Raw genomic sequence first — 21,372 nt, forward strand, 5'->3', positions numbered from 1 at the left:
ACGCGGTGGGCGGGCCACTCGCCTGACCCTTGATTCAGACGCGCGAGACGGCGTCGACCACTGCGGCGGTGAAGTCCTGCGTGCTGGCGGTCCCACCCATGTCGGGCGTGACCGTGCCTTCGCTGACCGCGAGCTCCACAGCGGCTTCTGCCGTTGCCGCCGCCGCGACGATCTTCTCGTCGGCGAACTTCTCGCCGAGCCAGCGGAGGACCATCGCGGCGGACAGGATCATCGCGATCGGGTTCGCGATGTTCTTGCCGGCGATGTCAGGTGCGCTGCCGTGTGACGCCTGCGCCATGGCGTGGGTATCTGAGGAGTTGATCGATGGGGCGATGCCGAGCGACCCGGCGACCTCTCCGGCGAGATCCGAGAGGATGTCGCCGAACATGTTCTCGGTGACGATGACATCGAACGTGTCCGCGCGGCGGACGAGGTGCACTGTCGCGGCGTCGATGTGGAAGTCGTTCACGGTGACCTCCGGGTACTCCCGGGCGACGTCGCGGCAGACGTCCCGGAAGAGTCCGGTCGTCATCTTGAGAACGTTGGCCTTGTGGACGATGGTGACCCGCTTGTCGCGGGTCATCGCCAGGCGGAACGCTGCGTGAGCGATGCGTGTGGTCGCCGCACGCGTGATGATCCCGTGCATGATGGCGACGTCCGGTGTCGGCATCATCTCGCCGGTTCCCGCGAACGTGTTCCGGTCGGCATAGAAGCCCTCCGTGTTCTCTCGAACGATCACCAGGTCGGTGTTCTCGACGATGGCGTTCCCACGGGGGAACGCTTTTGCGGGCCGGATGTTCGCAAAGAGCTGGAAATGCTTCCGGATGGTGCCGGATGGGTTCAGTTCGGACGTGTGCGGCTCGGGGTAGCTGGCGCTGTCGTGGGGGCCGAGGAGCCATGCGTCGACGTCGGCGAGGGCGGCGAGCGTCGACTCGGGAACGGCGCTGCCGTGTGTGTCGATCGCCGACCGCCCGAGGGGAAGCTCCGTCCAGTCGATCGCCGACCCGCCGACCGCCGCGACAGCTGCGTCGACGACGGCGACGGATGCGGGGACGATCTCGGGGCCGATGCCGTCGCCTTTGAGGACGGCGAGGCGGTATGTCTTGTCAGTGCTCACAGTCTGTCTTCTTTCTCTCTGCGCTCGGCCTTGTACGGACCCGCGTTTGTTTCCGGAGACGTCTGCCCCGGAGCGGAGTCTGCCTGGCCGACGGCCGGGCGATTCCAGTGTAACCGAAAGTGGTCGACCAGTCGACCACTTTCCCATGCTCTTTCCCCATGCTCTTTTCCCGTGCTTTTTCCCGGTGCTCTGGCAGGCCCGTGTTTCTCATCGGTTCTGCCGTCTTCCTCGAGAGACGGCCGCCGCGGCTACAAGCGAGGCGGCGGTGAGAACGAGCACACCAACGGCACCGGCGGCCGGCGCGACTGTCCCGACCACAAGCGGGATACTCGACTGACCGACCCTGTTGCCCGCGAGCCTCAGTGACATCGCCATCCCCTGCTGCCCGTTCGGGGACTCGTCCGCCAGCCAAGACATGGTGATGGGCTGGCATACGCCGATCGCCAGGCCATACACGGCGGCCATCGCGACCAGAACAACAACAGGCGCGGGCAGGGCCGTGCCCGCAAGCGCCGCAGCGGCGAGGCCGAGGGAGGACGCCAGCAGAATCGGGCGTCTGACACGGCGCGCGACAAACGGCAGAAACCCGCGCGACGCCATCGTGCTCAGGGCCCGGGCGGCGAGCATGGCACTGATCACCACAACGGGAAGATCGCGTTCCTCACCGAGAGCCGGCCAGAAGGCGAGAGTGACGTCAACCGATGCGAGCGCCAGACTGCTGCTGATGAGGGCCCGCACGACGCCTTGTGAACGGAGGAGCCCCGCTGACGACGCAAGCATGCTCGGCGGCTCCGTCCGGGACTCGTGGGCGGCGGAGCGCATCACCGAACTGCTGACGGTCAGCGCCACGGCGACGGCGATGCACACACAGAAGAGCACACTCAGCCAGGGGCCTTTGTGGTCAGGGTGCGGAAGCGCCAGCAGGAGGGGTCCGAGGATCTGACCGATCGACGTGCAGAGCGAATAGAGGCCGAAAGCCGATTCCCTGCTGCCGGCGACCGAGCGGTTGGCGACCGAGGCCTGCTCGCTGACGACGCTGAGCAGATGTCCCACTCCGAGGAGGAACGTGGCCGCGAAGAGCAGAAGAGTGCTCCCCAGACCCACGAATGCGACGGCAGCGGCGGCGGCCAAGGTCACCGCGCCGACGACGGCGACGGCGCGTTCCCCGATCTTGTCGACGATTCGGCCGGACGGGAGGGCCAACACGAGGGCCGGCACGGCGAAGATCGTGCCGATGACGCCGAGGAGAGCGACCGATCCCCCGGCCTCCAACACCCCGTACGACAGCGCGGGACGGAACGCGTAGGTGAAGATCTGGACGAGCACCGCGTGGACGAGAATCGGAGCCCACCCGCCGAGTCCGGTCCGCGCAGACATCATGCCGTCATTTTGCGGAGCACATAGTGAAGGATTCCGCCGTGTCTGTAGTAATCGCGCTCGCGCTGTGTGTCGAGGCGGACCCGTGCACGAAAGGATGTGCCGCCGGCCACGACGTCCACCTCTGATGCGGTTGCGTCGTCGCCGAGCCCACGGATGTCGAACGACTCGAGTCCGGTCAGGCCGAGCGTCTCTGCGTTCTCACCGGTCGGATACTCCAGCGGGAGCACACCCATGCCGATGAGGTTCGAGCGGTGGATGCGCTCGAAGCCCTCTGCCAGCACAGCTTTCACACCGAGCAGAGCAGGGCCCTTGGCTGCCCAGTCGCGCGACGATCCCGCGCCGTAGAGGGTTCCCCCGAGAATGAGGAGCGGCACCTCATGGGCCGACGCGATCATTGCAGCGTCGTAGATGGTCCGTTCGCCCGTGCCCTCGACGAGGTCGAGGGTGAAACCGCCCTCTCGTTCGGGGACGAGGTGGTTCCGCAGGCGGACGTTGGCGAGCGTTCCGCGCATCATCACCTCGTGATTGCCCCGACGAGACGCATACGTGTTGAGCTCGAAACGCTGCACACCGCGATCGAGGAGATATTGCCCCGCCGGAGTATGGACGGGGATCGCTCCGGCCGGCGACAGGTGGTCCGTGGTGATCTGGTTGCCGAGCTTGGCAAGCACGCGAGCGCCGACGATGTCACCGGTCTTGGGCGAGATCGGGGTCATACCGTCGAAGTAGGGCGGGCGGCGAAGGTAGGTGGATTTCTCGTCCCAGTCGTAGAGCGCCGTGGTCGGAGCGTCGATGGCCTGCCAATTGTGGTCGCCGCGGAACACCTGCGAATAGGCGTCGGCGAACATCTGCGGATCCACGGAGGCGTGGACGAGAGCCGCGGTCTCTTCGTCCGACGGCCAGATATCGCGCAGGTAGACCTCGTCACCCCGGGGATCCACTCCGAGGGGCTCGGACGCGAAATCGAAGTCGACAGTGCCCGCGAGGGCATACGCCACGACGAGCGGAGGCGAGGCGAGGTAGTTCAGGCGGACGTCCGGGTTGATTCGCCCGTCGAAGTTCCGGTTGCCTGAGAGCACGGCGGCGACGCTCACTCCGTCGCTCCGCACTGCCTCCTGCACCGCCTCGATGAGCGGCCCGGAGGCCCCGATGCAGGTCATGCACCCGTAGCCGGCGAGGTTGAAGCCCAGCGTGTCGAGCGGAGCGGTGAGCCCGGCCAGATCGAAGTAGTCGGTGACCACCCGCGACCCGGGCGAGAGGCTCGTTTTCACCCACGGTTTGGTGGACAGCCCTCGCGCGACCGCGTTTCGGGCGAGGAGGCCCGCCGCCACCATCACACCGGGGTTGGACGTATTGGTGCATGAGGTGATGGCGGCGATGGCCACGCTCCCGTTGGGCAGCGACACCCGATGCTCTCCGATGTCGATCGTCGGAGCAGTGTCGTCTGGGCTCTGGTGCGTCAGTTCGCGCAGGTCTGCGCGGAACCTCTCTCGAGCGACGGCGAGGGGCATCCGGTCCTGGGGGCGTCGTGGTCCGGCGATCGACGGGACGATCGTCGACAGATCAAGGCCGATCTCTGCGGTGTAGTCGATCTCGGCGGTCGAGTCGTACCGGAGCCCCTGTTCCCGCGCATAGGCCTGCACGAGGTCCACCTGTTCCTCTGGTCGTCCCGTGAGACGCAGGTAGTCGACGGTGGCGTCGTCGATCGGGAAATAGGCGCACGTGGCTCCGAACTCCGGGCACATGTTCGAGATCGTGGCGCGATCGGCCACCGTCATGGTGCGAAGCGCGGGGCCGAAGAACTCGACGAAGCCGTCGACGACACCGTGCTCTCGAAGGCGCTCGGTGATTCGCAGGACGAGGTCGGTCGTTGTGGCGCCCTCCGGCAGCCGCCCGGTGAGCCGCACTCCGAGCACCGGAGGAACGATCATGGTGAATGGTTCGCCGAGCATCACCGCCTCTGCCTCGATGCCGCCGATTCCCCAGCCGAGCACGCCGAGTGCATCCACCATCGTCGTGTGAGAGTCCGTTCCGAGGCACACATCGGGAAAGGCCCACCCGTCCTTGTGCTCGATCACCCGTGCAAGGTGCTCGATGTTGACCTGATGCATGATGCCGGTGCCGGGAGGGACAACCGCGAAGTCATCGAAGGACTGTTGTCCCCAGCGCAGAAAGCGGTAGCGTTCGGCGTTGCGCTCGAACTCGATCTCGACGTTCCGCTCGAATGCGTCGCCCGTGCCGAAGATGTCAACGATCACGGAGTGGTCGATGACGAGTTCGGCGGGAATCTGCGGGTTCACGAGCGCGGGATCCGCGCCGAGCGCCGCGGCGGCATGTCGCATGGCGGCCAGGTCCACAACCGTCGGAACACCGTTTGTGTCGTGCAAGAACACTCGCGTGGCATGCAGGTCCACGGCTTCATGTCGCTCAGCCGCGCCCTTCCAATCGAGAAGCGAGGCGACTTGCTCGTGCTGAGAGCCGTAGTGCCGCACAACCGATTCGAGGATCGGGCGAAGGCTGTATGGCATGCGTGCGTAGTCAAGCCCGCTCAGGTCGGTGATGCGCACCGTCTCGGCGCCGGCCTCGATCGTCCGCGACCCGTGCTCGAGCTCACGCCCGTGGTTCATTTCCGCGGCTCGGTGTGCTCGGGGATATCCTCTGGAAAGAGGGGCACGGCGTAGGTGTTCGACTGGCTTCCGTCCACAACGCACCTGGCCACAACACCTCGCCACACGGCGTAGTGCGGCGCCGCCCTGTGCTCGATCTCGAAGGCGTCGCGGTCTACATAGATCTCGTAGAAATAGAACCGAGTCGGACTGTCCGCGGCTCGGTGCACGTCGAAGCGGATGCAGCCGGGTTCATCCCTCAGCGATGCTCGGGAGTTCGCCTCGATCCCCGCGATGAACTCGTTGATCCGGTCCTCGTGCACATCGAGCGTCACCATAACCGTGTACATCACACCTCCACGGAGTCGAGTGTGAACTCGATGCCGGCGTCGGCGGCGAGGACGCGTAGTTCGTTCACTGTTTTCGCCGGAAGGAAGACGCCCTCCGTCGACGCGCGGGCGTAGGCGCGGTCTTCGAGCTCGCCCGGGTAGAACACCTCGTCGACTCCGGCGGCCAGGGGAACGCTCTTCGTGAGCCGGATCAGCTCATCGATGCGCCGGTCGAACTCCCCATGGCCGATCATGGTCTCGATGTCGAGCGCGATGACCAGATGCCCGCATTCGCTTCGACGGTCAGGCACGTATGGCCCAACGACGTTCGGCCCGAACCCGCTCCCCGTGAGAACGCCGGACAGGATGTCCATCATAAACGAGATCCCATAGCCCTTGTGGCCGGCCATCGGCAGGATCAAACCGTCTATGGCGGCCTGGGGATCGACCGTCGGGACTCCGTCGGCATCCAGCGCCCACGACTCGGGGATCTGCTCGCCTTTTTGAAGCGCGCTGTAGATCTTCCCGCGCGCCACAACGATGTTTGCGATGTCCAGGACGACCGGGCCGCGGGAACCGCCTGGAGTGGCGATCGACCACGGGTTGGCGCCGACGGTCTTCTCGCGGCCTCCCCAGGGAGCCATCGCCGGGCTGCCGTTTGTGGTGAGGATGCCGGCCACTCCTTCGGCTGCCATGCGGCGCGTCCAGAAGGCGGCGGTGCCGAAGTGGTTGCTGTTGCGAACGCCGACGACTCCGACACCGTGCTGCTTCGCTCGCGCCACTGCGCTCGAGCACGCGCGCTCGGTGACGATCTGGCCGATGCCGTCGTTGCCGTCGACCACGGCCAGCGCCCCCACGTCGACGACTGTCGTGATCTCGGTGACGGGCTTCATGACCCCTGTCCTGAGACGGGCGGCATACCAGTCCAGTCGGAGCATGCCGTGTGACGGGTGCCCCCAGGCGTCCGCCGTCACGAGGCTGTCGGAGACGAGCCGGGCATCAGGCGCCCGCACTCCATGGGCTTCCAGTATGCGGACGCCGAGGTCGGCCAGCCGGGGCATCGAGACGATCTGGTCACTCATGTGGACTCCTCTGTATAGAGCGGTAATGGACGCGCGCGGGGTGCTCCGACCGGTTGTCGGAGCACCCCGTCGGATCAGCCGAGCAGGCCGTTCCACCTCTCGATGAATGCGTCGACCTCTTCCTGGGGAATGGTCTCGTAGCTTCCGATGATGATCTGGTCCTCACCCACGGCGTCGACGACTTCTTGATAGGTGTGGCGGCCTTCGGCAGCCTCCACGGAATCGCGGTAGGAGGTCAGCCCGCCTTCAGCGACAGCATTCTGTCCTTCGTCCGAGAGAACGAAGTCCAGGAACAGCTTCGCCGTGTTGGAGTGAGGAGCCTCAGGCGTGATCGCGATAGCGCGGGGCAGGACGACTGTGCCGTCTTCGGGGAACACCACGTCGTAGAGACCACCGCTGCTCTCCACGATCGGATACGACGGCGCAGTGCTGATGAAGAAGCCGGTCACGTACTCGCCGGCGAGGATCTTCTCGCCCTGCGTTCCCGACGAGCTCTCGGGAAGCGCGTTGGGGAGGATCGTCTCCATGTACTCCCATGCCTCGGGTCGAGCGTCCATGAATGCCTGGGTCACCGTGAAGCCGAACGAGCCGGTGACGTCGCGCGTGGTGATCTTGTCAGCGTAGGTGTCCGGATCCTCTTCGATCTTGTTCGCGAGGTCCTCGAAGCCGGTGGGACCGTCCGGCAGCAACGATGTGTTGTAGGTGATTCCGGCTGGGTCCATGGACATGGCGTATACGTTCGGCAATGGCTGTGCGAACTCAGGAAGCTCACCGAGCTCGGGAGATTCGTACGGGGTCACCATCTCCTCGCCGCTGTCCATGTAGTTTGCCCAGGCCTGCGCTGCGTTCGAGACGAGGATGTCGGCGTCGCTGCCCCCTGTCGCCTGCTCGCTCAGCACTCGCTGGAACACTTCGTCGCTATCGAGGTTGTTCGCGTTGATGGTCGTCACGAACGGGTACTTCTTCTGGAAGTCACGGAAGATCGGCGCCCAGTTCTCCTGATCGGTGTTGGAGTAGATCTCGAGGGTGCCGCCCTCCTCCTCAGCCGCGTCGACGAGGTCCTGATAGTCGCTCGGATAGTAGTCGGGGTATTCACCCGTGGCGATGTCGTTGGTCGGGGCGGCCGTCCCGCCGCCACCGCTGCAGCCGGCGAGCACGGTCGCCGCGACGACGGTGGCCGCTGCTGCCGGGAGCCAACGCCGTGATCGGGGACGCATTGCGAAGAGAGGGCTGTGTTTCTTCATGAGTGCACTTCCTTGTGTCGATTGTGAGGGATGGAACTGAGCAGCGAAGGTCATCGGACCTGGTCACTGCGGCTCCGCGAGCTGCGTGAGAGCGTTTCGCGGAGGCTGTGAGCGGCATGCGCCGGCCCGTCGATGACCGGGCGGGCGACACCGATGCTGACGCGGTCGGCGGCGTCAGCCAGGGAGTAGTTCGCGAGGAGTACCGCATCGGCGTCACGGGCAGACGCCTGAATCGCCATCGTGATCGCGTCCGCCACCCCTGCATGGTCGCCTCGAAGGCTCGGCGCCCGGGCGCCCTCCGCGAGGATCGGAACGATCGCCACGTCCGCTCCTTTCGCGGCGAATGCAGCCGCTGCGCGTTCGACGGCGTCTCGGAGAGCCAAGTCCACACTGGCAACGAGGTAGATCGACGTGAGCCCGCGCAAGACGACCTCCTGAAGCGCGGCGTCATCCGGACCGTGCACCGGGACTCCGAAGCGCTCCGAGGCCGCCGGTGCGAGAAACCCGTACACGGAGCACGTCAGCACGATCGCATCGGCTTTCTCGAGCGTGGCGTGCTCGATCAGTCGCATCATCCGGTCAATCAGCCCGGTGGACACCTGTCCGGCCTGCATCGCATCGGAGACCAGCCGGTCGTCGAGGAGATTCCACAGGTCGGCTTCGGGCAGAACCTCGCCGAACGCTCTCTGTGCGGGCGGTATCGCCGCTGCCACCCCGCTGATCAGGGCGATCAGCGGTCGCTCAATGACCTCTCGGGACATCGTCAGACCGCGGTCGCCATCAGAGCTTCGACATCGTCTGAGACAACGTCTGCTCGGGGGTAGATACGAACGCCGTCGGTGGGCACGGCGACACCGACGGTCCCGGTGAAGTTGCCGCGGTAGTGATCCACGAGCAACGTGCGCTGTCCGAACCGGATTGAGTACTCAACACGGGACCCCACATATGAGGCGGCGAGCACGTCTCCTCTGAGCACCACAGACGCCTCGGGCGGAACGGCGTTGCTGTCGAAGAGCGTGGCGAGCTCAGGTCGGAAGGCGATGGTCACCAGGTCGCCGACGCCATAGCCTTCTGCGTCGATCTCGAACTTCTGGTCGCTGCCCTCGAGTGAGATTCGGACGCGGGAGTCGTGCGACTCGGCGATGACGCCGTCGATGAAGTTGGACCTGCCGATGAATGCCGCGACCTCGGCTGTCGCCGGCCGTTCGTAGATGTCCTCCGGTGTGCCGATCTGCAGAAGGTCTCCGGCCGACATCACCGCTATGCGATCGCTCATGGCCAGCGCCTCTTCCTGGTCGTGCGTCACATAGATGGTTGTGATGCCGAGATCGGTCTGCAGCCGTTTGAGCCACACCCGCGCCTGCTCGCGCAGTTTGGCGTCGAGGTTCGACAACGGCTCGTCCAGCAAGAGCACACGCGGGGAGTAGACCAGTGCCCGGGCAAGCGCGATGCGCTGCTGCTGGCCGCCGGACAGCTGGTGGGGATAGCGCTTCATGAGGTGCGCCATACCGACCTTGTCGAGAGCCTCGTGGATGAGCTTCCTCTGCTCGGCCTTGGGCACCTTGCGGATATTGAGTGGCATGGCCAGGTTCTGTTCCAGCGTCATATGGGGCCACAGCGCATAAGACTGGAACACCATACCGAGGTTGCGCGCCTCCGGCGGCACATACGTGTTGTTGTCACCGTCGAAGAAGACTGCATCACCGATGGAGATGTGGCCCGAGGTCGGTTTCTCCAGGCCGGCCAGGCAGGCGAGCGTTGTGGACTTGCCGCAGCCGGAGGGGCCGAGGAGGGTGAAGAACTCGCCGTCCTTCACGTGGATATCGATATCGGTGAGGACTACGTTCCCGTTGAACTCCTTGTGGAGTTGGGAGATGACGACGTCAGGCATGGTCAGTCCTTCTTTCCGCGCATAAGCAGGCCGGCGACGCCGACGAACACTGCTGTGATGACGATCTGGATGGTTGCGAGAGCGGCGACGGAGCCCGAGTTGCCCTGAACCCAGAGCTCGAGCATCGTTGTGCCGATGATGTTGGTCTGAGCGGAACCCAGGAAGATCGCCGGTGAGTATTCCTTGAGCATCGTGACGAAGGTCAGAATGAGTGCCGCGCCGAACGCCGGTGTCAGAAGTTTGGACAGGATTCGTGTGAAGGTTCTGATCCAGTCCGCGCCCGAGACGCGTGCCGCGTTGTCTATCTCCTCCCCGATCTGCATCACCGCGGGGGCAATCGATCCGAACGCGCTCGGTAGCGCTCTCAGTCCGAAAGCGATGATGATGGCGGCAAGTGTTCCCTGCACCAGCCCTCCGAGACCGAATGGCGCGTATGCGAACGCCCAGAAGAAGCCGATGCCGATGATGAGGCCGGGCATCGCCTGCGGGGCAAGCGCGAGGTACTCGATGATCCTGCGGTAGCGGAAGGTCGAGCGTCGCGCGACGACCACGGCGATCGTGGCGAGGAGAGAGACCACAACAGCACCGACCGAGGCGACGATCAAGCTGTTTCGGATCGATGCGACGTAGACGGGAAACTCGATGATCCGCATGTAGTTGTTTATGCTCAGCGCGTTGAACGGGTTCGCCAGCGGCGTGAAGAAGGTCGCGAAGGAGCGGAACACCAGTCCGCCGATCGGAATGAGAGCGCCGAACACGAGATAGATCGTCACGAACGCAACTGCCACCCACTTGACCCACCCCAGATCGAGGAGGCGGGGCCGAGTGGCTTTGCCCCGGACTGAGACGAAGCGCTTCGCGTCCTTCAAGAGCTTCGCTTGGACGGCGACGAGCAGAATGGTGACGAGCAGAATGATGGTGGATGCCGCGCCGAGGATTCCGTAGTCAGGGTTGATCGACTGCAGGCCGTTTTTGTAGAGGAATGTCGCAAAGACCGTGATGTCGACGGGCTGCCCGTAGAGAAGCGGGATGCTCAGCGTCTCGATGGACATCGAGAAGACGAGGATCGAGCTGTAGACGACGGGCGGCCGAAGCATCGGGATGACGACGGAACGCAGGATCCTGAACGGTCCGGCGCCCACGGTCTGCGCGGCTCCCTCAAGGCTCGCGTCCGCGTTTCGGAGCGCATTCGCACAGAACACATACGCGATGGGCGCAAGGGCAACGGCTTCCGTGATCGCCATACCCGGAATCGTGTACAGATCCCATGGCACCGTTCCCACTGCGCTTCGCACCCATGTGCTGACGAACCCAGCAGGGCCGTACATCGTGATCCAGCCGAAACCGAGGATCAGCGACGAGATGAAGAAAGGCCACTGCATCCCCGCTCCGAAGAACCGGCGGCCGGGGATGTCGGTTCGTACGACGACGATCGCCATGGGGATGGCGATGAGCAGAGTCAGGGCCGTGGTCAGCCCGGCAAAGGCCACAGTGTTGAGGGCGACCTGACCGAAGCCTGCCTCGGTGAACAGCTTGGAGAAGTTGTCGAAGGTGAATATCCCGCCCTGCTCGTACAGCGGGCGGTCGACCAGCGCCTGAATGAGGGTGGGGACAACCGGCGCAAGCACGAAAAGCGCGAGCAGTACGACAACGACCCAGTAGAGCAGGGTGCTTCGGTCGACTCCGAAGATCTTTCGGTAGCGGGGCGTCGGGTACTCGTCGACCGGCCGCGCCTTCTCAGCCGGCCGTTCGGTCACGGCGGTCACGGCTGCTGTCCGTCGAGCCGCGTGCGCTGGTCTGGGTTACTCACATCTCTCCTTCGAGTGCGTGTGCCTTGTGGCGTGACCATGATCTAATCACAAAGTGGTCGACCAGTCAACCAGTCGACCATTTTCAGGGGCTGGTCTCCGCCCGCGTCCCGGCGCCCAGCCGACGCGCAGCCTTCGCACCGAGACTCACGGTGATATGGGTTCTCATAACATCGGCGGCCCCTTCGGCATCGCCGGCTATCACCAGGTCGAGCAGCGAATGGTGCTCCCGCGTCCGCATGTCGCGCTCCTCCTGGTCGCGCTTCACCTCAAGCCCGACGATTCGGTACCTGTCCGCTTTGTCCCACAACCCGTCGAGGGTTCGAATGAGCGCTTCGTTGTGCGAAGCGCTGTAGAGGGATCGGTGAAATTCTCGGTGTGCCACCAACTGGGCCAATGACGGCGTGTTCGGAAGAGCGGTCATGCCGGCTTGCGCAGCCCGCATCCGGGCAATGTCCGCTTTCGTCCGTCGGTCGGCGGCGAGCGCCACCGCGAGCGGATCGAGAGCGAGTCGGAGCTCAAGCAGGTCTCGAGCGCCCTCCGCGGTGAGCTCTGTCACCCGAGCATCGCTGTGTGATCGCAACTCGACAAGATCCTCGGACTCGAGCCGGCGGAGGGCCTCGCGAAGCGGTGTCGTGCTGATGCCGAGCTCCTGAGCGAGCGCCGCCTGGTTGAGGGGCTGACCGGGGAGGTACTCGTGGCGAAGAATGCGCGACCGCACCACGTCATATGCAAACACACTCTTGGTGCTGGCGGATATCGTCGACGTCATGGGTTCCTCCGATACCAGAGCGTACAGGTTATAACCTGTTTTGACGAGTAGATCCCGTAATCTGCCGGATTCTGAGCGATCTAGAACATACTGAAATTCGCTGGTTATAACCTTTCGAACATCTCATCGCGCAGGGGATTGAAAGTGGTCGACCAGCCAACCAGCGCTGTATGCTCTCAGAGAGAGGGGAAGACATGACAACGACAACTGCTGATCTTTATGACGAGCTCGGTGAGGACATTCAGTCGTTGCCCCTTCAACTTCAGCTGTTCGGCGCCCACTCGAGGTTTGAGGGGCCGATCCGGACGGTCAAATGCTTTGAGGACAATGCACTCCTGAAGTCCGTCGTCTCTTCACCTGGCGATGGAAGCGTACTCGTCGTGGACGGCGGCGGTTCCGTCGAACGAGCGCTCATGGGCGACATGATTGCCAAGATCGCTGCCGACAACGGCTGGGCCGGGGTTGTGATCAACGGCGCGATCCGCGACCGGCTCGCGATCTCCGACATCCGGATCGGGATCAAAGCGATCGGCACGAACCCACGCAAGAGCACAAAGACCGGAGAGGGCGAGGCCGATGTCACTCTCCAGTTCGGTGGAGTGACGTTCCGGCCTGGTGCGCGGCTCTATAGCGATGAGGATGGCATCCTTGTCGAGCGCTGACCCAGACACGAACACGATCGTCGGACTTCGTCCGGTGAATGTCGTTCGTCATGATCCGGCGTCGACAGAGGTCGCTCGAGCGCTGCTCGACTACATCCTTTCCGGCCACGTCGGCCCCGGTGAGAAACTCCCCTCCGAGCGGGCGCTCAGTGAGTCCCTCGGGGTCGGCCGGTCGATCGTCCGCGAAGGGATAAAGTCGCTCGGCCTGCTGGGTCTCGTCGAGTTCCGCCACGGCGGTGGGACCTACCTGCGGAGCTCCGAGTCGGAACTGCTTCCGAAGGTCATCGAGTGGGGCCTGCTGCTCGGTGAGCAACGAGTCGCCGACCTCATCGAGGCACGCAAACACCTCGAGGTCATCGTCGCAGAGCTTGCCGCCGAGCGACGCACCGATGATCAGCTGAAGCAGATCGAAGGCGCGATGACCGCGATGGACGAAGCGCAGACGACAGAAGAGTTCGTGGACGCCGATGTCGCATTCCACCTCGCAGTCGCCTCTGCCTCGAACAATGGCGCTCTGACCAACATGCACAGCAGCATCGCGTCGCTCCTTCGGGTCTGGATTCACCGGAACATGGACGCCGCCACCTCGTTCGAGCCCTCTCGCAGCGAACACGTGCCCATCCTTGACGCGATTCGTCGGCAGGACCCGGCTGGCGCGGCAGAGTCGGCTCGAACCCACATGGCCGCTGCGAGTCTCCGGCTCAAGGCGACGCTCGACGAATCGGGAGCAGTGCGCGAGCGGGTGCGATGACGTCGATACGATCGTCGACGTCCTCAACTTCTTGGCAGACCCGCCTCCCGCACAACCGACGATGTGACTGACACGAAATCCCCACGAGATCCGGTCGCCGGCGGATGCCCGAATCCCTGCGCCGTGAGAGCGACGCACGTTCGACATTCTCGGCATCACCAGCGGTGACAACGACGGAGAAATCTCGCAAGCGCACGATGTCTCGGGACATATATGACCTATGTCCCGAGACAACACGATGGTGGCGAGTGAGGGATTCGAACCCCCGAAGGCTGAGCCGTCTGATTTACAGTCAGATCCCTTTGGCCGCTAGGGTAACTCGCCAGGTGCGCGCTCGACCAAACTTTCTCAGCCAACCGAAGGCGCTCACAAATTGTAGCCCGGCGATCGCGCACGACGAAATCGAGCAGGCGCCCGACGCGACGTCCTCCTTCAGGCTAGTCGGCCGGAGGCAATCGCAACAGGGCGCCTTCGGCCCGACAGGTCGCCGCCGCGATCAACATGGCGCGTTCGAGCAGTCCGCGCGCGGCGTCCTCGTCGGCAGGAACACCGTGGGCGAACACGTGCTGCACCGTCGAGGCCAGCGTCGCGTCACCTGCGCCCATGGTGTCGACGACGGCACCGGGCAGCGTCGCGATGGGTGCAGAGACCGTCACCGACGACGAGGCGAATGACGCCCCGTCGCGGCCGGCAGTCGCCAGCACGCTGCCTGCACCGCCCGCGAGCAGTCGGTCCCTCAGGGCGTGCAACGATTCGCCGTAGAGCATCTCGGCATCTTCATCACCCACCTTCACGACCATCGAAACGGCCGCGAGACGCTCGAAGCCGCGCACGAACTCAGCGCTGTCGCGCATCATGCCTGCGCGCGGGTTCGGGTCGATCACCAGCCTGGACCGCGGATCGGAGACTGCGGCTTCGAGCGTGGCAGCCTGCTCTGCATCGTCGAAGGGAAAGCAGCTCACCACCACAAGGCCGGCCGTGGCGAGTGCTTCCCTCTGAGCGGCATCGAAGGCGATCTTGCGGTTCCTGGCCGCCTGGTTGAACGTGTAGCGCGGCTCGCCGTCTGCGCGGTCACTCGTCGCCCGGGAGGTTCCGTGCGGACCGGTGTTCGCCACGAGCTCGACTCCGTGCTCTGCGAGCATCGCGCGGATCCGCTCCCCGTCTGCGTCGTCCCCCACCATCGCGACGAGCGTTGCCGGCACGCCGAGGCGGGCAAGCCCGACGGCCACGTTGAGCCCGGCGCCTCCGACGAATTCGCGCGAACCGGATGCATCCCGCAGTTCGTCGATGAGTGCGTCGCCGACAACGGCGACCTTGCCTGGAGCAGAAGTCATGCTCGCAATTTTAGTGGGATGAGCAGGAGCCCTCGGTGTCACCGCAGAGCCTCGACCGATCTGCTCGTGAGGCACGAGTTGCGGAGAACCGTTGTCCACCACGCTGAATCTGCCACCAAACCCCGCACCTCACAACACGCGAGCGGATCGAGTTGCGGAGAAGTGCTGCGCTGCGATCGAACTGCGGAACCAGCGACTCAGAGCGACGACCTGCAGCGGAAACCGCGCACGGGAAACCGACACGCCGGCGAACCGGCGAGCAGCACCGTGAGCGGGTCTACTCCTGCGCCGCGCTCCGCGCATACTCGTTGGCGGCATCCGCAACCTTCTGCACATACTCCTCGTTCGGGTTGAACGCGTGGATGCCATCGAGCCAACCCTCCTCGTGCGCCATGTCACCGGACGCACGGCACACGTAATTCGCGGCCGCGAGCGCTGAGTCATCGATGTTCTGCGGGTCTTCCCTGCCGTCTGCGTTGGCGTCGACGTGCCAGTTCTGCCAGGTCTGCGGAATCAGCTGGAATGGACCCATCGCGCGGTCGTGCTCGCTGTCACCGTCCAGTTCGCCGTCGTCCGTATCCGGGACCGCAATGGTGCCGTCGCCGTCGAGGGGAACACCGAAGATCGGTGGTGAGACGGTGCCGTCGTCGGCGAGGGCAGAACCGCCGTGCCGGCCGTGGTCGCTCTCAGCGTGTCCGATCGCAGCCAGTGTGTTCCAGCTGAGGCCGCACCCGGGCATCTCCGCGGCCTTCGACAGAGCCGCACCGGCATATGCCTCGAGCGCCCTCGGTGGGATGCCCGTCTGCTCGCTGGCCTCTGCCACCCAGTCGGGGTCGACAAGCGCCGTGATGCCCGGCGTATTCGGACTCTCGGCGGCTACGGGCTCCTGGGCCGGCGCGCCCCACGGCGACGGCTCCTCTTCCGGAGTTGCGCACGCGGCGAGCGCCAGTGCGACGGCGCACACGATCGCGCCCACCGTCGGCATTCTCGATCCCCTGGCCATACCTCCATGCAACCACACCTTCAGTCGCCCCGAGAGCGGGATACCCGGCTCCCGGCGGCAGAGCGTGTCGGTTCTCGTCTCGTTGCGGCCCGGTTGTCCGCTGCCGGCCGGACCCGCTCGATCCGCTCGGCGGTAGCATGGGCACATGGCAGATTCATCATTTGACATCGTCAGCAAGGTCGACAAGATGGAGGCGGACAACGCCGTCAACCAGGCGCGCAAAGAGGTGGAGCAGCGCTACGACTTCAAGGGCACGGGAGCCGAGGTCGCCTGGAGCGGCGAGAAGATCCTCATCAAGGCGTCGACGGAAGAACGCGCGAAGGCCGTTCTCGACGTTGTGCAGTCCAAGTTCATCAAACGCGGCATCTCGCTGAAGAGCCTCGACGAGGGCGAGCCCTATGCGAGCGGCAAGGAGTTCCGCATCGAGGTCGCGCTGAAAGACGGCATCTCGCAAGAGAACGCGAAGAAGATCGGCAAGATCATCCGCGACGAAGCCCCGAAGGGCGTCAAGAGCCAGATCCAGGGCGACGAGCTTCGGGTGCAGTCCAAGAGCCGTGACGATCTGCAGGCCACGATCGCCCTGCTCAAGAGGTCAGACCTCGACCTCGACCTGCAGTTCGTGAACATGCGCTGAGCAACCGGGACGGCTCCACGAGACGACGGCTCCGGTGGTCGACGCTCCGCTACACGCCGCGCAACAGCAGGCGCCCGACCACGCCGACCGCGATCACCACAACGCCGGCCACGATGCCGATAGGAGGCAGCGTGACCACGAGCACAAGGCATCCGACCATGCCGACGATCTGCACGGCTCGCGGCACACGCCTCGCGTCGGCCTTCTGGGTGAACGCCGCGAGGTTCGCGACGAAGTAGTACAGCAGCACACCGAACGACGAGAACGCGATGGCTTCGCCCAGGTCGGCGAGAAGCACCACAGCGCAGACGACGACGGCGAGCGCGATCTCGGCCCGGTGTGGAACCTGGTAGCGCGGATGCACGGCAGAGAGCACACGCGGAAGGTCGCCTTCCCTCGCCATCGCCAGGCTCGTACGGCCGATGCCTGTGAACAGCGCGAGCAGCGCGCCGAGCGAGGCCGCCGCAGCGCCAACGGTGATGACCGGAGCCGTCCACTCCCACCCCCGAGCGGCGTCAACGAGAGGCTCGAGCGACGTGGCGAGCCCGAGCGGGCCGAGCGCCCAGAGAAGTGCGAGCCCGACAACCGCATACACGACCACGACTATCGCGAGCGCGAGCGCGACCGCACGGGGAATGGTCTTCGACGGATCGCGCACCTCTTCGCCCATGGTGGCGATGCGGGCGTAGCCGGCAAAGGCGAAGAACAGCAGACCGGCCGACTGCAGGATGCCGTAGGGCCCGGCCGCGAAGAGACCGCCTCCCAGCATGCCGGGGACGACAGCGGTGAGTGCCGTGGACACCGGCGACCCCGAAACGGACCCCTCGCCCTGCACGAGAGCGAAGAACCCCTCCTGGCTCTGCGGGGACCCGTCTGCCTCGGGTCCGCTGAGGGCGGCGGCCACACCGATGGCGAGCGCGAGCAGCGCGACGACAACGAGGATCCTCGTGAGCTGCGCCGTTCGCGTCACCCCGAAGTAGTTCACGCAGGCGAGGGCGATCACCGCGGCGACGGCGACGGGCTTCTGCCATCCGACAGGGGCTGCGTACGCGGCGAAGGTGATCGCCATCGCCGCGCAGCTGGCCGTTTTGCCGATGACGAAGCTCCAGCCGGCGGCGAAGCCCCACCAGTCGCCGAGCTGACGCCGGCCATACACATAGGTCCCGCCGGACTCCGGGTACTGTGCGGCGAGCTGGGCGGACGAGGTCGCATTGCACCACGCCACGATGGCGGCGATCACCAGACCGATCAGCAGGCCCGCTCCTGCAGCTGCCGCCGCCGGGACGAAGGCCGAGAAGACCCCGGCTCCGATCATCGAGCCGAGGCCGATGAAAACGGCGTCGCCGAGGCCGAGTCGACGTGAGAGTGGCGCACTGGTCATCAGGCAAGCAAACCACGTGCCGGTGAATCATCGGAGAACAGATGCCGACGCGCCAGGTTTCAGTATGCCCGGCGCACGAGATCAGAGGCAGGGACGTATCCGGTCAGCCAGCGGGTGATCTCGTGCTCCGCCCGCCGGCGCACAGGCTTCTTCGACAGCATCACGTCGTGGATGGCATGGTCGATCCGGACCACCGTGACGGCCGCGCCGAGTTTCAGCGAGCGCTCCGCGATGTCGTCGACGTCGAGAACGCTGTCGCTCGTCAGCATGCGGTCGGACCAGGTGAAGCCGAGCGACGAGCGTGTCGACAGCAGGCTGAGCACAGGCGCCGCGATGGACAGACCGGATGCCACACGTCGATGGCCGGTCAGAACCGCGGCGAGCCAGTCCGGATAGGCGACGAATCCCCGTTCGGGACGCCAGTCGCTGTTGTACTCCCACTCACCGTCGTATGCGCGGGAGACGGTGCGGGTGTAGAACCCCAGGTCGACCTGGGGCAGGAGCCCGTGTGGTCGATACCTCGCCTGCAGGCCGACGAACGGCATCAGCGCCTCACGTCCGAAGCTGCCCGCCTGAAACTCGAGCCACGGGCTGTTGAGCACGAGGGCATCGGCTCGACCGGGGTGACGGTCGAGCCAGAGGCTCAGGATCAGCCCACCCGTCGAGTGCCCCATCAGGATCAGTCGGCGCGATCGCGAGCCGTTCTCGCTGTGTCCCATGGCGTTGAGGGCCGCTTCGATGTCTTCGTCATAGACGTCGAGGTCTTTTGTGTGTCCGGGCGTCTGGTGCGACCGCAGGCTTCGACCGTATTTGCGAAGATCAAGTGCGAAGAACCGTGCTCCCAGAGCCTGCCAGTACCTCGCGAGCTCCGTCTGGAAGAAGTAGTCGGACCAGCCGTGCACATAGAGCACGTCGGCGTCGTGCAGGGGCGAGAACATCCGGTCGAGCGCTGCGGACCATCGTCGCCCTCGTATGCGAACGAGCGTCGCGACGACCTCGCCCTCGTCATCGGGCTCGAGTGCGAGCTCCAGATGCTCGAATGGAGCGCCGAGAAGATCGGCGCTCCATTCAGGGTGTGCTGCCATGTCGGCCGCAGATGCCTACGGTTGCGGAGGGTACGGCGGCTGCTGGGGCTGGTACGAACCCGGCGCGGCCGGCTGCTGGCCGGGAGCCGGGTTGTTCGGCACAGGGGGCGGGCCTGACGCCGTCGGCTGGCCAGGAGCAGGCGGCTGCTGGGGCTGGTACGTCTGACGTGCCTGCTGCGGCTGGTACGTCTGTTGCGGGTGGCCGGAGGCCTGCCGCGGCCTCGCCGGCAGCGCGCGGGCGATGAACACACCGAGCGCGAACAGCAGAGTGTAATAGAGGCCGCCGACGATCGTGCCGACGATGGCCACCTGAACGAGTCTCTCGGCGAAGTGGCTTCCGCCGCCCAGAAGCGACCCGAGCAGGTTGAGGAGGAAAACAAGTGCCGTTCCGATCAGGCCGGCGATGGCGAGCTTCTTGAGCAGGTCGACGGTGTCTCGCGCCTTCTCGATCGGTGCGATGTACAACGCACTGAGCCCGGCGCCGACGATGAACAGCACAGCGCCGAAGACCGTGCCGAGGAACGAGAAGATGATCTCGGGGTAGAAACCGATGTACACGGCCTGACCGATGAGCTGCAGGATGGTCACCACGATCTCCACGCCGAGCACGATGACCGCGCCGAAGACGAGCTGCCTGAAGATCCCCCTGTCAACGGGCTTTCTGGGGGCAGCCTGCTGCGGAGGGTATCCCTGACCCGGCTGGCCGTACTGCGGCTGAGCGGGCTGGCCGTACTGCGGCTGGGGCTGAGCGGGCTGGCCGTACTGCGGCTGGCCGTACGGCTGGCCCTGCTGGGGCGGCTGGCCGTAGGGATTCGCGGGAGGCTGTGCGTTCGACATGAGACCACCCTATCGGGGGACACACTCATTCCACAGCAGAACGTCGAGAGGCGTGGGGACGCCAGACGTCACCCGGCGTCGCCGCGCGAGATCCGCACCATGTCGTCTCGCGGCACGACCTTGACGCGAGCGCGTCCCTCCGCCTCGCCGAGGGCGATCTCGTGCTGGTCGAGATTGTGCCATCCGCTCAGGTCTGTATAAACGACGCCGCGCGAATCGAGCATGGCGGTGATCGCCTCTTCATCCGGTTCTTCAGGCGACCACCAGTTGCCCTGGTCGTTGATGACGTGCCTGACCGTTTCCATCGCGTCTGACTTGGTGTGCCCGATCAGGCCGACGGGCCCTCGCTTGATCCACCCCGTGGCATAGACACCAGGAACGGGATCGTTGCTGCCCCTGTGCAGCACCTGGCCCTCGCGGTTCGGCAGCACACCGTGTCTCTTGTCGAAGGGCACTCCCTCGAGAGGTGAGCCGAAGTAGCCGACGGCGCGATAGAGGGCCTGCACCTGCAGCTCGCGAATCTCACCGGTGCCTTCGATACCGCCCTGGCCGTCTGGACGCGTCCGTTCATAACGGAACGCACCGACGCGGCCGCGGGCATCCGGTGTCACCTCGACCGGCCGCGCCCAGAAGTGCAGGTGCAGTCGACGAGACGCCTGGCCGGTGGGACGCTGGCGCCACTGCTGCAGCACCCGGTTGATCACCATCACCTGCTTGTTGCTCTCGACGGCGGCCTGCGAGGCCTCGTCGTAGTCGAAGTCCTCGTCATAGAGGATCATGTCGACATCGCGCAGTTCACCGAGCTCGCGCAGTTCGAGAGGCGTGAACTTGACCTGGGCCGGGCCGCGCCGGCCGAAGACGTGCACATCGGTGACCTGTGAGCCCGTGAGCCCCTCGTAGACGTTCTGCGGGATCTCGGTGGGCAGCAGGTCGTCCGCATGCTTCGCGAGCATTCGCGACACGTCGAGTGCGACATTTCCGTTGCCGATCACGGCCACGGACTCGGCATCGAGCGGCCAGGTGCGCGGTACGTCGGGATGCCCGTCGAACCAGCTCACGAAATCCGCAGCGCCGTATGAGCCCGGAAGGTCGATGCCCGGGATGGCGAGGTCGGCGTCGCGCACGGCGCCCGTCGCGAAGATGACCGCGTTGTAGTGCTTCTGCAGGTCGGCGAGTGTGATGTCAGACCCGTAGTGCACGTTGCCGAAGACACGGATGTCTCCGCGGTCGAGCACCTCTCTGAGGGCGCCGACGATGCCCTTGATACGAGGGTGGTCGGGGGCTACGCCGTAGCGCACGAGGCCGTAGGGGGCCGGCAGCTGCTCGAAGAGGTCGATCGACACGTCGAACTTGCGCTCGGCCTTGAGCAGGATGTCTGCGGCGTAGATTCCAGCGGGTCCTGCGCCCACGATGGCAAGCCTGAGTTTGGTCACGTCGTCTTGTTCCTCCGGTCCGG

General features: G+C 65.2%; 19 protein-coding genes and 1 tRNA gene. 3 read left to right on the plus strand and 17 right to left on the minus strand.

Going from position 1 to position 21,372, the window contains the following annotated elements:
* Positions 1 to 34: 34 nt before the first annotated feature.
* From ACYVF5_RS09170 to ACYVF5_RS09215, 10 genes are all read right to left on the minus strand, one after another.
* Entirely contained in the window at positions 35 to 1,117 is a 1,083-nt protein-coding gene (locus tag ACYVF5_RS09170) for an isocitrate/isopropylmalate dehydrogenase family protein (RefSeq protein ID WP_460945556.1), read from the minus strand.
* Between the two features lie 207 nt (positions 1,118 to 1,324).
* Entirely contained in the window at positions 1,325 to 2,497 is a 1,173-nt protein-coding gene (locus ACYVF5_RS09175; protein ID WP_460945558.1) for an MFS transporter, read from the minus strand.
* Complete coding sequence (acnA, locus tag ACYVF5_RS09180) at positions 2,494 to 5,124, minus strand: aconitate hydratase AcnA (RefSeq protein WP_460945559.1); 2,631 nt, start codon at positions 5,122 to 5,124, stop codon at positions 2,494 to 2,496. Before acnA ends, ACYVF5_RS09175 begins: the two co-directional genes overlap by 4 nt.
* Entirely contained in the window at positions 5,121 to 5,453 is a 333-nt protein-coding gene (locus tag ACYVF5_RS09185; protein WP_460945561.1) for a putative quinol monooxygenase, read from the minus strand. Before ACYVF5_RS09185 ends, acnA begins: the two co-directional genes overlap by 4 nt.
* Positions 5,453 to 6,514 (minus strand): Ldh family oxidoreductase, encoded by a 1,062-nt coding sequence (locus ACYVF5_RS09190; RefSeq protein ID WP_460945563.1) that lies wholly within the window; start codon positions 6,512 to 6,514, stop codon positions 5,453 to 5,455. Before ACYVF5_RS09190 ends, ACYVF5_RS09185 begins: the two co-directional genes overlap by 1 nt.
* Positions 6,515 to 6,588: 74 nt before the next feature.
* Complete coding sequence (locus ACYVF5_RS09195; RefSeq protein ID WP_460945565.1) at positions 6,589 to 7,758, minus strand: ABC transporter substrate-binding protein; 1,170 nt, start codon at positions 7,756 to 7,758, stop codon at positions 6,589 to 6,591.
* 50 nt (positions 7,759 to 7,808) lie between these two features.
* The gene (locus ACYVF5_RS09200) at positions 7,809 to 8,519 is read right to left on the minus strand and encodes an aspartate/glutamate racemase family protein (RefSeq protein WP_460945567.1); all 711 of its coding nucleotides are present in this window, start codon (positions 8,517 to 8,519) and stop codon (positions 7,809 to 7,811) included.
* Between the two features lie 2 nt (positions 8,520 to 8,521).
* Complete coding sequence (locus tag ACYVF5_RS09205) at positions 8,522 to 9,649, minus strand: ABC transporter ATP-binding protein (protein ID WP_460945569.1); 1,128 nt, start codon at positions 9,647 to 9,649, stop codon at positions 8,522 to 8,524.
* A gap of 2 nt (positions 9,650 to 9,651) precedes the next feature.
* On the minus strand, positions 9,652 to 11,415 hold the full coding sequence (locus ACYVF5_RS09210; RefSeq protein WP_460945571.1) for an ABC transporter permease: 1,764 nt from the start codon (positions 11,413 to 11,415) through the stop codon (positions 9,652 to 9,654).
* A 127-nt stretch (positions 11,416 to 11,542) separates the two neighbouring features.
* Positions 11,543 to 12,229 (minus strand): GntR family transcriptional regulator, encoded by a 687-nt coding sequence (locus tag ACYVF5_RS09215; RefSeq protein WP_460945573.1) that lies wholly within the window; start codon positions 12,227 to 12,229, stop codon positions 11,543 to 11,545.
* A gap of 194 nt (positions 12,230 to 12,423) precedes the next feature.
* Here ACYVF5_RS09215 and rraA point away from each other — a divergent pair, with 194 nt between their 5' ends.
* Positions 12,424 to 12,891: a ribonuclease E activity regulator RraA gene (gene rraA / locus ACYVF5_RS09220; protein ID WP_460945575.1), complete on the plus strand. Its 468-nt coding sequence runs from the start codon at positions 12,424 to 12,426 to the stop codon at positions 12,889 to 12,891.
* Positions 12,878 to 13,642 (plus strand): FadR/GntR family transcriptional regulator, encoded by a 765-nt coding sequence (locus ACYVF5_RS09225; RefSeq protein WP_460945577.1) that lies wholly within the window; start codon positions 12,878 to 12,880, stop codon positions 13,640 to 13,642. Before rraA ends, ACYVF5_RS09225 begins: the two co-directional genes overlap by 14 nt.
* Before the next feature lie 239 nt (positions 13,643 to 13,881).
* On the opposite strand, the gene ACYVF5_RS09230 is transcribed toward ACYVF5_RS09225, so the two are convergent.
* The 3 genes from ACYVF5_RS09230 to ACYVF5_RS09240 all read right to left on the minus strand — a co-directional run bounded on the left by ACYVF5_RS09230 (position 13,882) and on the right by ACYVF5_RS09240 (position 15,961).
* Positions 13,882 to 13,966 (minus strand) — tRNA-Tyr (locus ACYVF5_RS09230).
* 113 nt (positions 13,967 to 14,079) lie between these two features.
* Positions 14,080 to 14,976: a carbohydrate kinase family protein gene (locus tag ACYVF5_RS09235; protein WP_460945579.1), complete on the minus strand. Its 897-nt coding sequence runs from the start codon at positions 14,974 to 14,976 to the stop codon at positions 14,080 to 14,082.
* 277 nt (positions 14,977 to 15,253) lie between these two features.
* The gene (locus ACYVF5_RS09240; protein ID WP_460945582.1) at positions 15,254 to 15,961 is read right to left on the minus strand and encodes a lysozyme family protein; all 708 of its coding nucleotides are present in this window, start codon (positions 15,959 to 15,961) and stop codon (positions 15,254 to 15,256) included.
* Positions 15,962 to 16,124: 163 nt separating this feature from the next.
* Here ACYVF5_RS09240 and ACYVF5_RS09245 point away from each other — a divergent pair, with 163 nt between their 5' ends.
* Positions 16,125 to 16,613 (plus strand): YajQ family cyclic di-GMP-binding protein, encoded by a 489-nt coding sequence (locus ACYVF5_RS09245; RefSeq protein WP_460945584.1) that lies wholly within the window; start codon positions 16,125 to 16,127, stop codon positions 16,611 to 16,613.
* Positions 16,614 to 16,662: 49 nt separating this feature from the next.
* On the opposite strand, the gene ACYVF5_RS09250 is transcribed toward ACYVF5_RS09245, so the two are convergent.
* The 4 genes from ACYVF5_RS09250 to ACYVF5_RS09265 all read right to left on the minus strand — a co-directional run bounded on the left by ACYVF5_RS09250 (position 16,663) and on the right by ACYVF5_RS09265 (position 21,349).
* Complete coding sequence (locus tag ACYVF5_RS09250; RefSeq protein WP_460945586.1) at positions 16,663 to 17,994, minus strand: APC family permease; 1,332 nt, start codon at positions 17,992 to 17,994, stop codon at positions 16,663 to 16,665.
* A 59-nt stretch (positions 17,995 to 18,053) separates the two neighbouring features.
* Positions 18,054 to 19,079: an alpha/beta hydrolase gene (locus ACYVF5_RS09255; RefSeq protein ID WP_460945588.1), complete on the minus strand. Its 1,026-nt coding sequence runs from the start codon at positions 19,077 to 19,079 to the stop codon at positions 18,054 to 18,056.
* A 15-nt stretch (positions 19,080 to 19,094) separates the two neighbouring features.
* Entirely contained in the window at positions 19,095 to 19,916 is an 822-nt protein-coding gene (locus ACYVF5_RS09260) for a hypothetical protein (protein WP_460945590.1), read from the minus strand.
* Positions 19,917 to 19,984: 68 nt separating this feature from the next.
* Positions 19,985 to 21,349, minus strand: coding sequence for an FAD-dependent oxidoreductase (locus ACYVF5_RS09265; protein ID WP_460945592.1), 1,365 nt, complete (start codon positions 21,347 to 21,349; stop codon positions 19,985 to 19,987).
* Between the last annotated feature and the right edge of the window lie 23 nt (positions 21,350 to 21,372).

The organism is Okibacterium endophyticum (assembly GCF_054780075.1).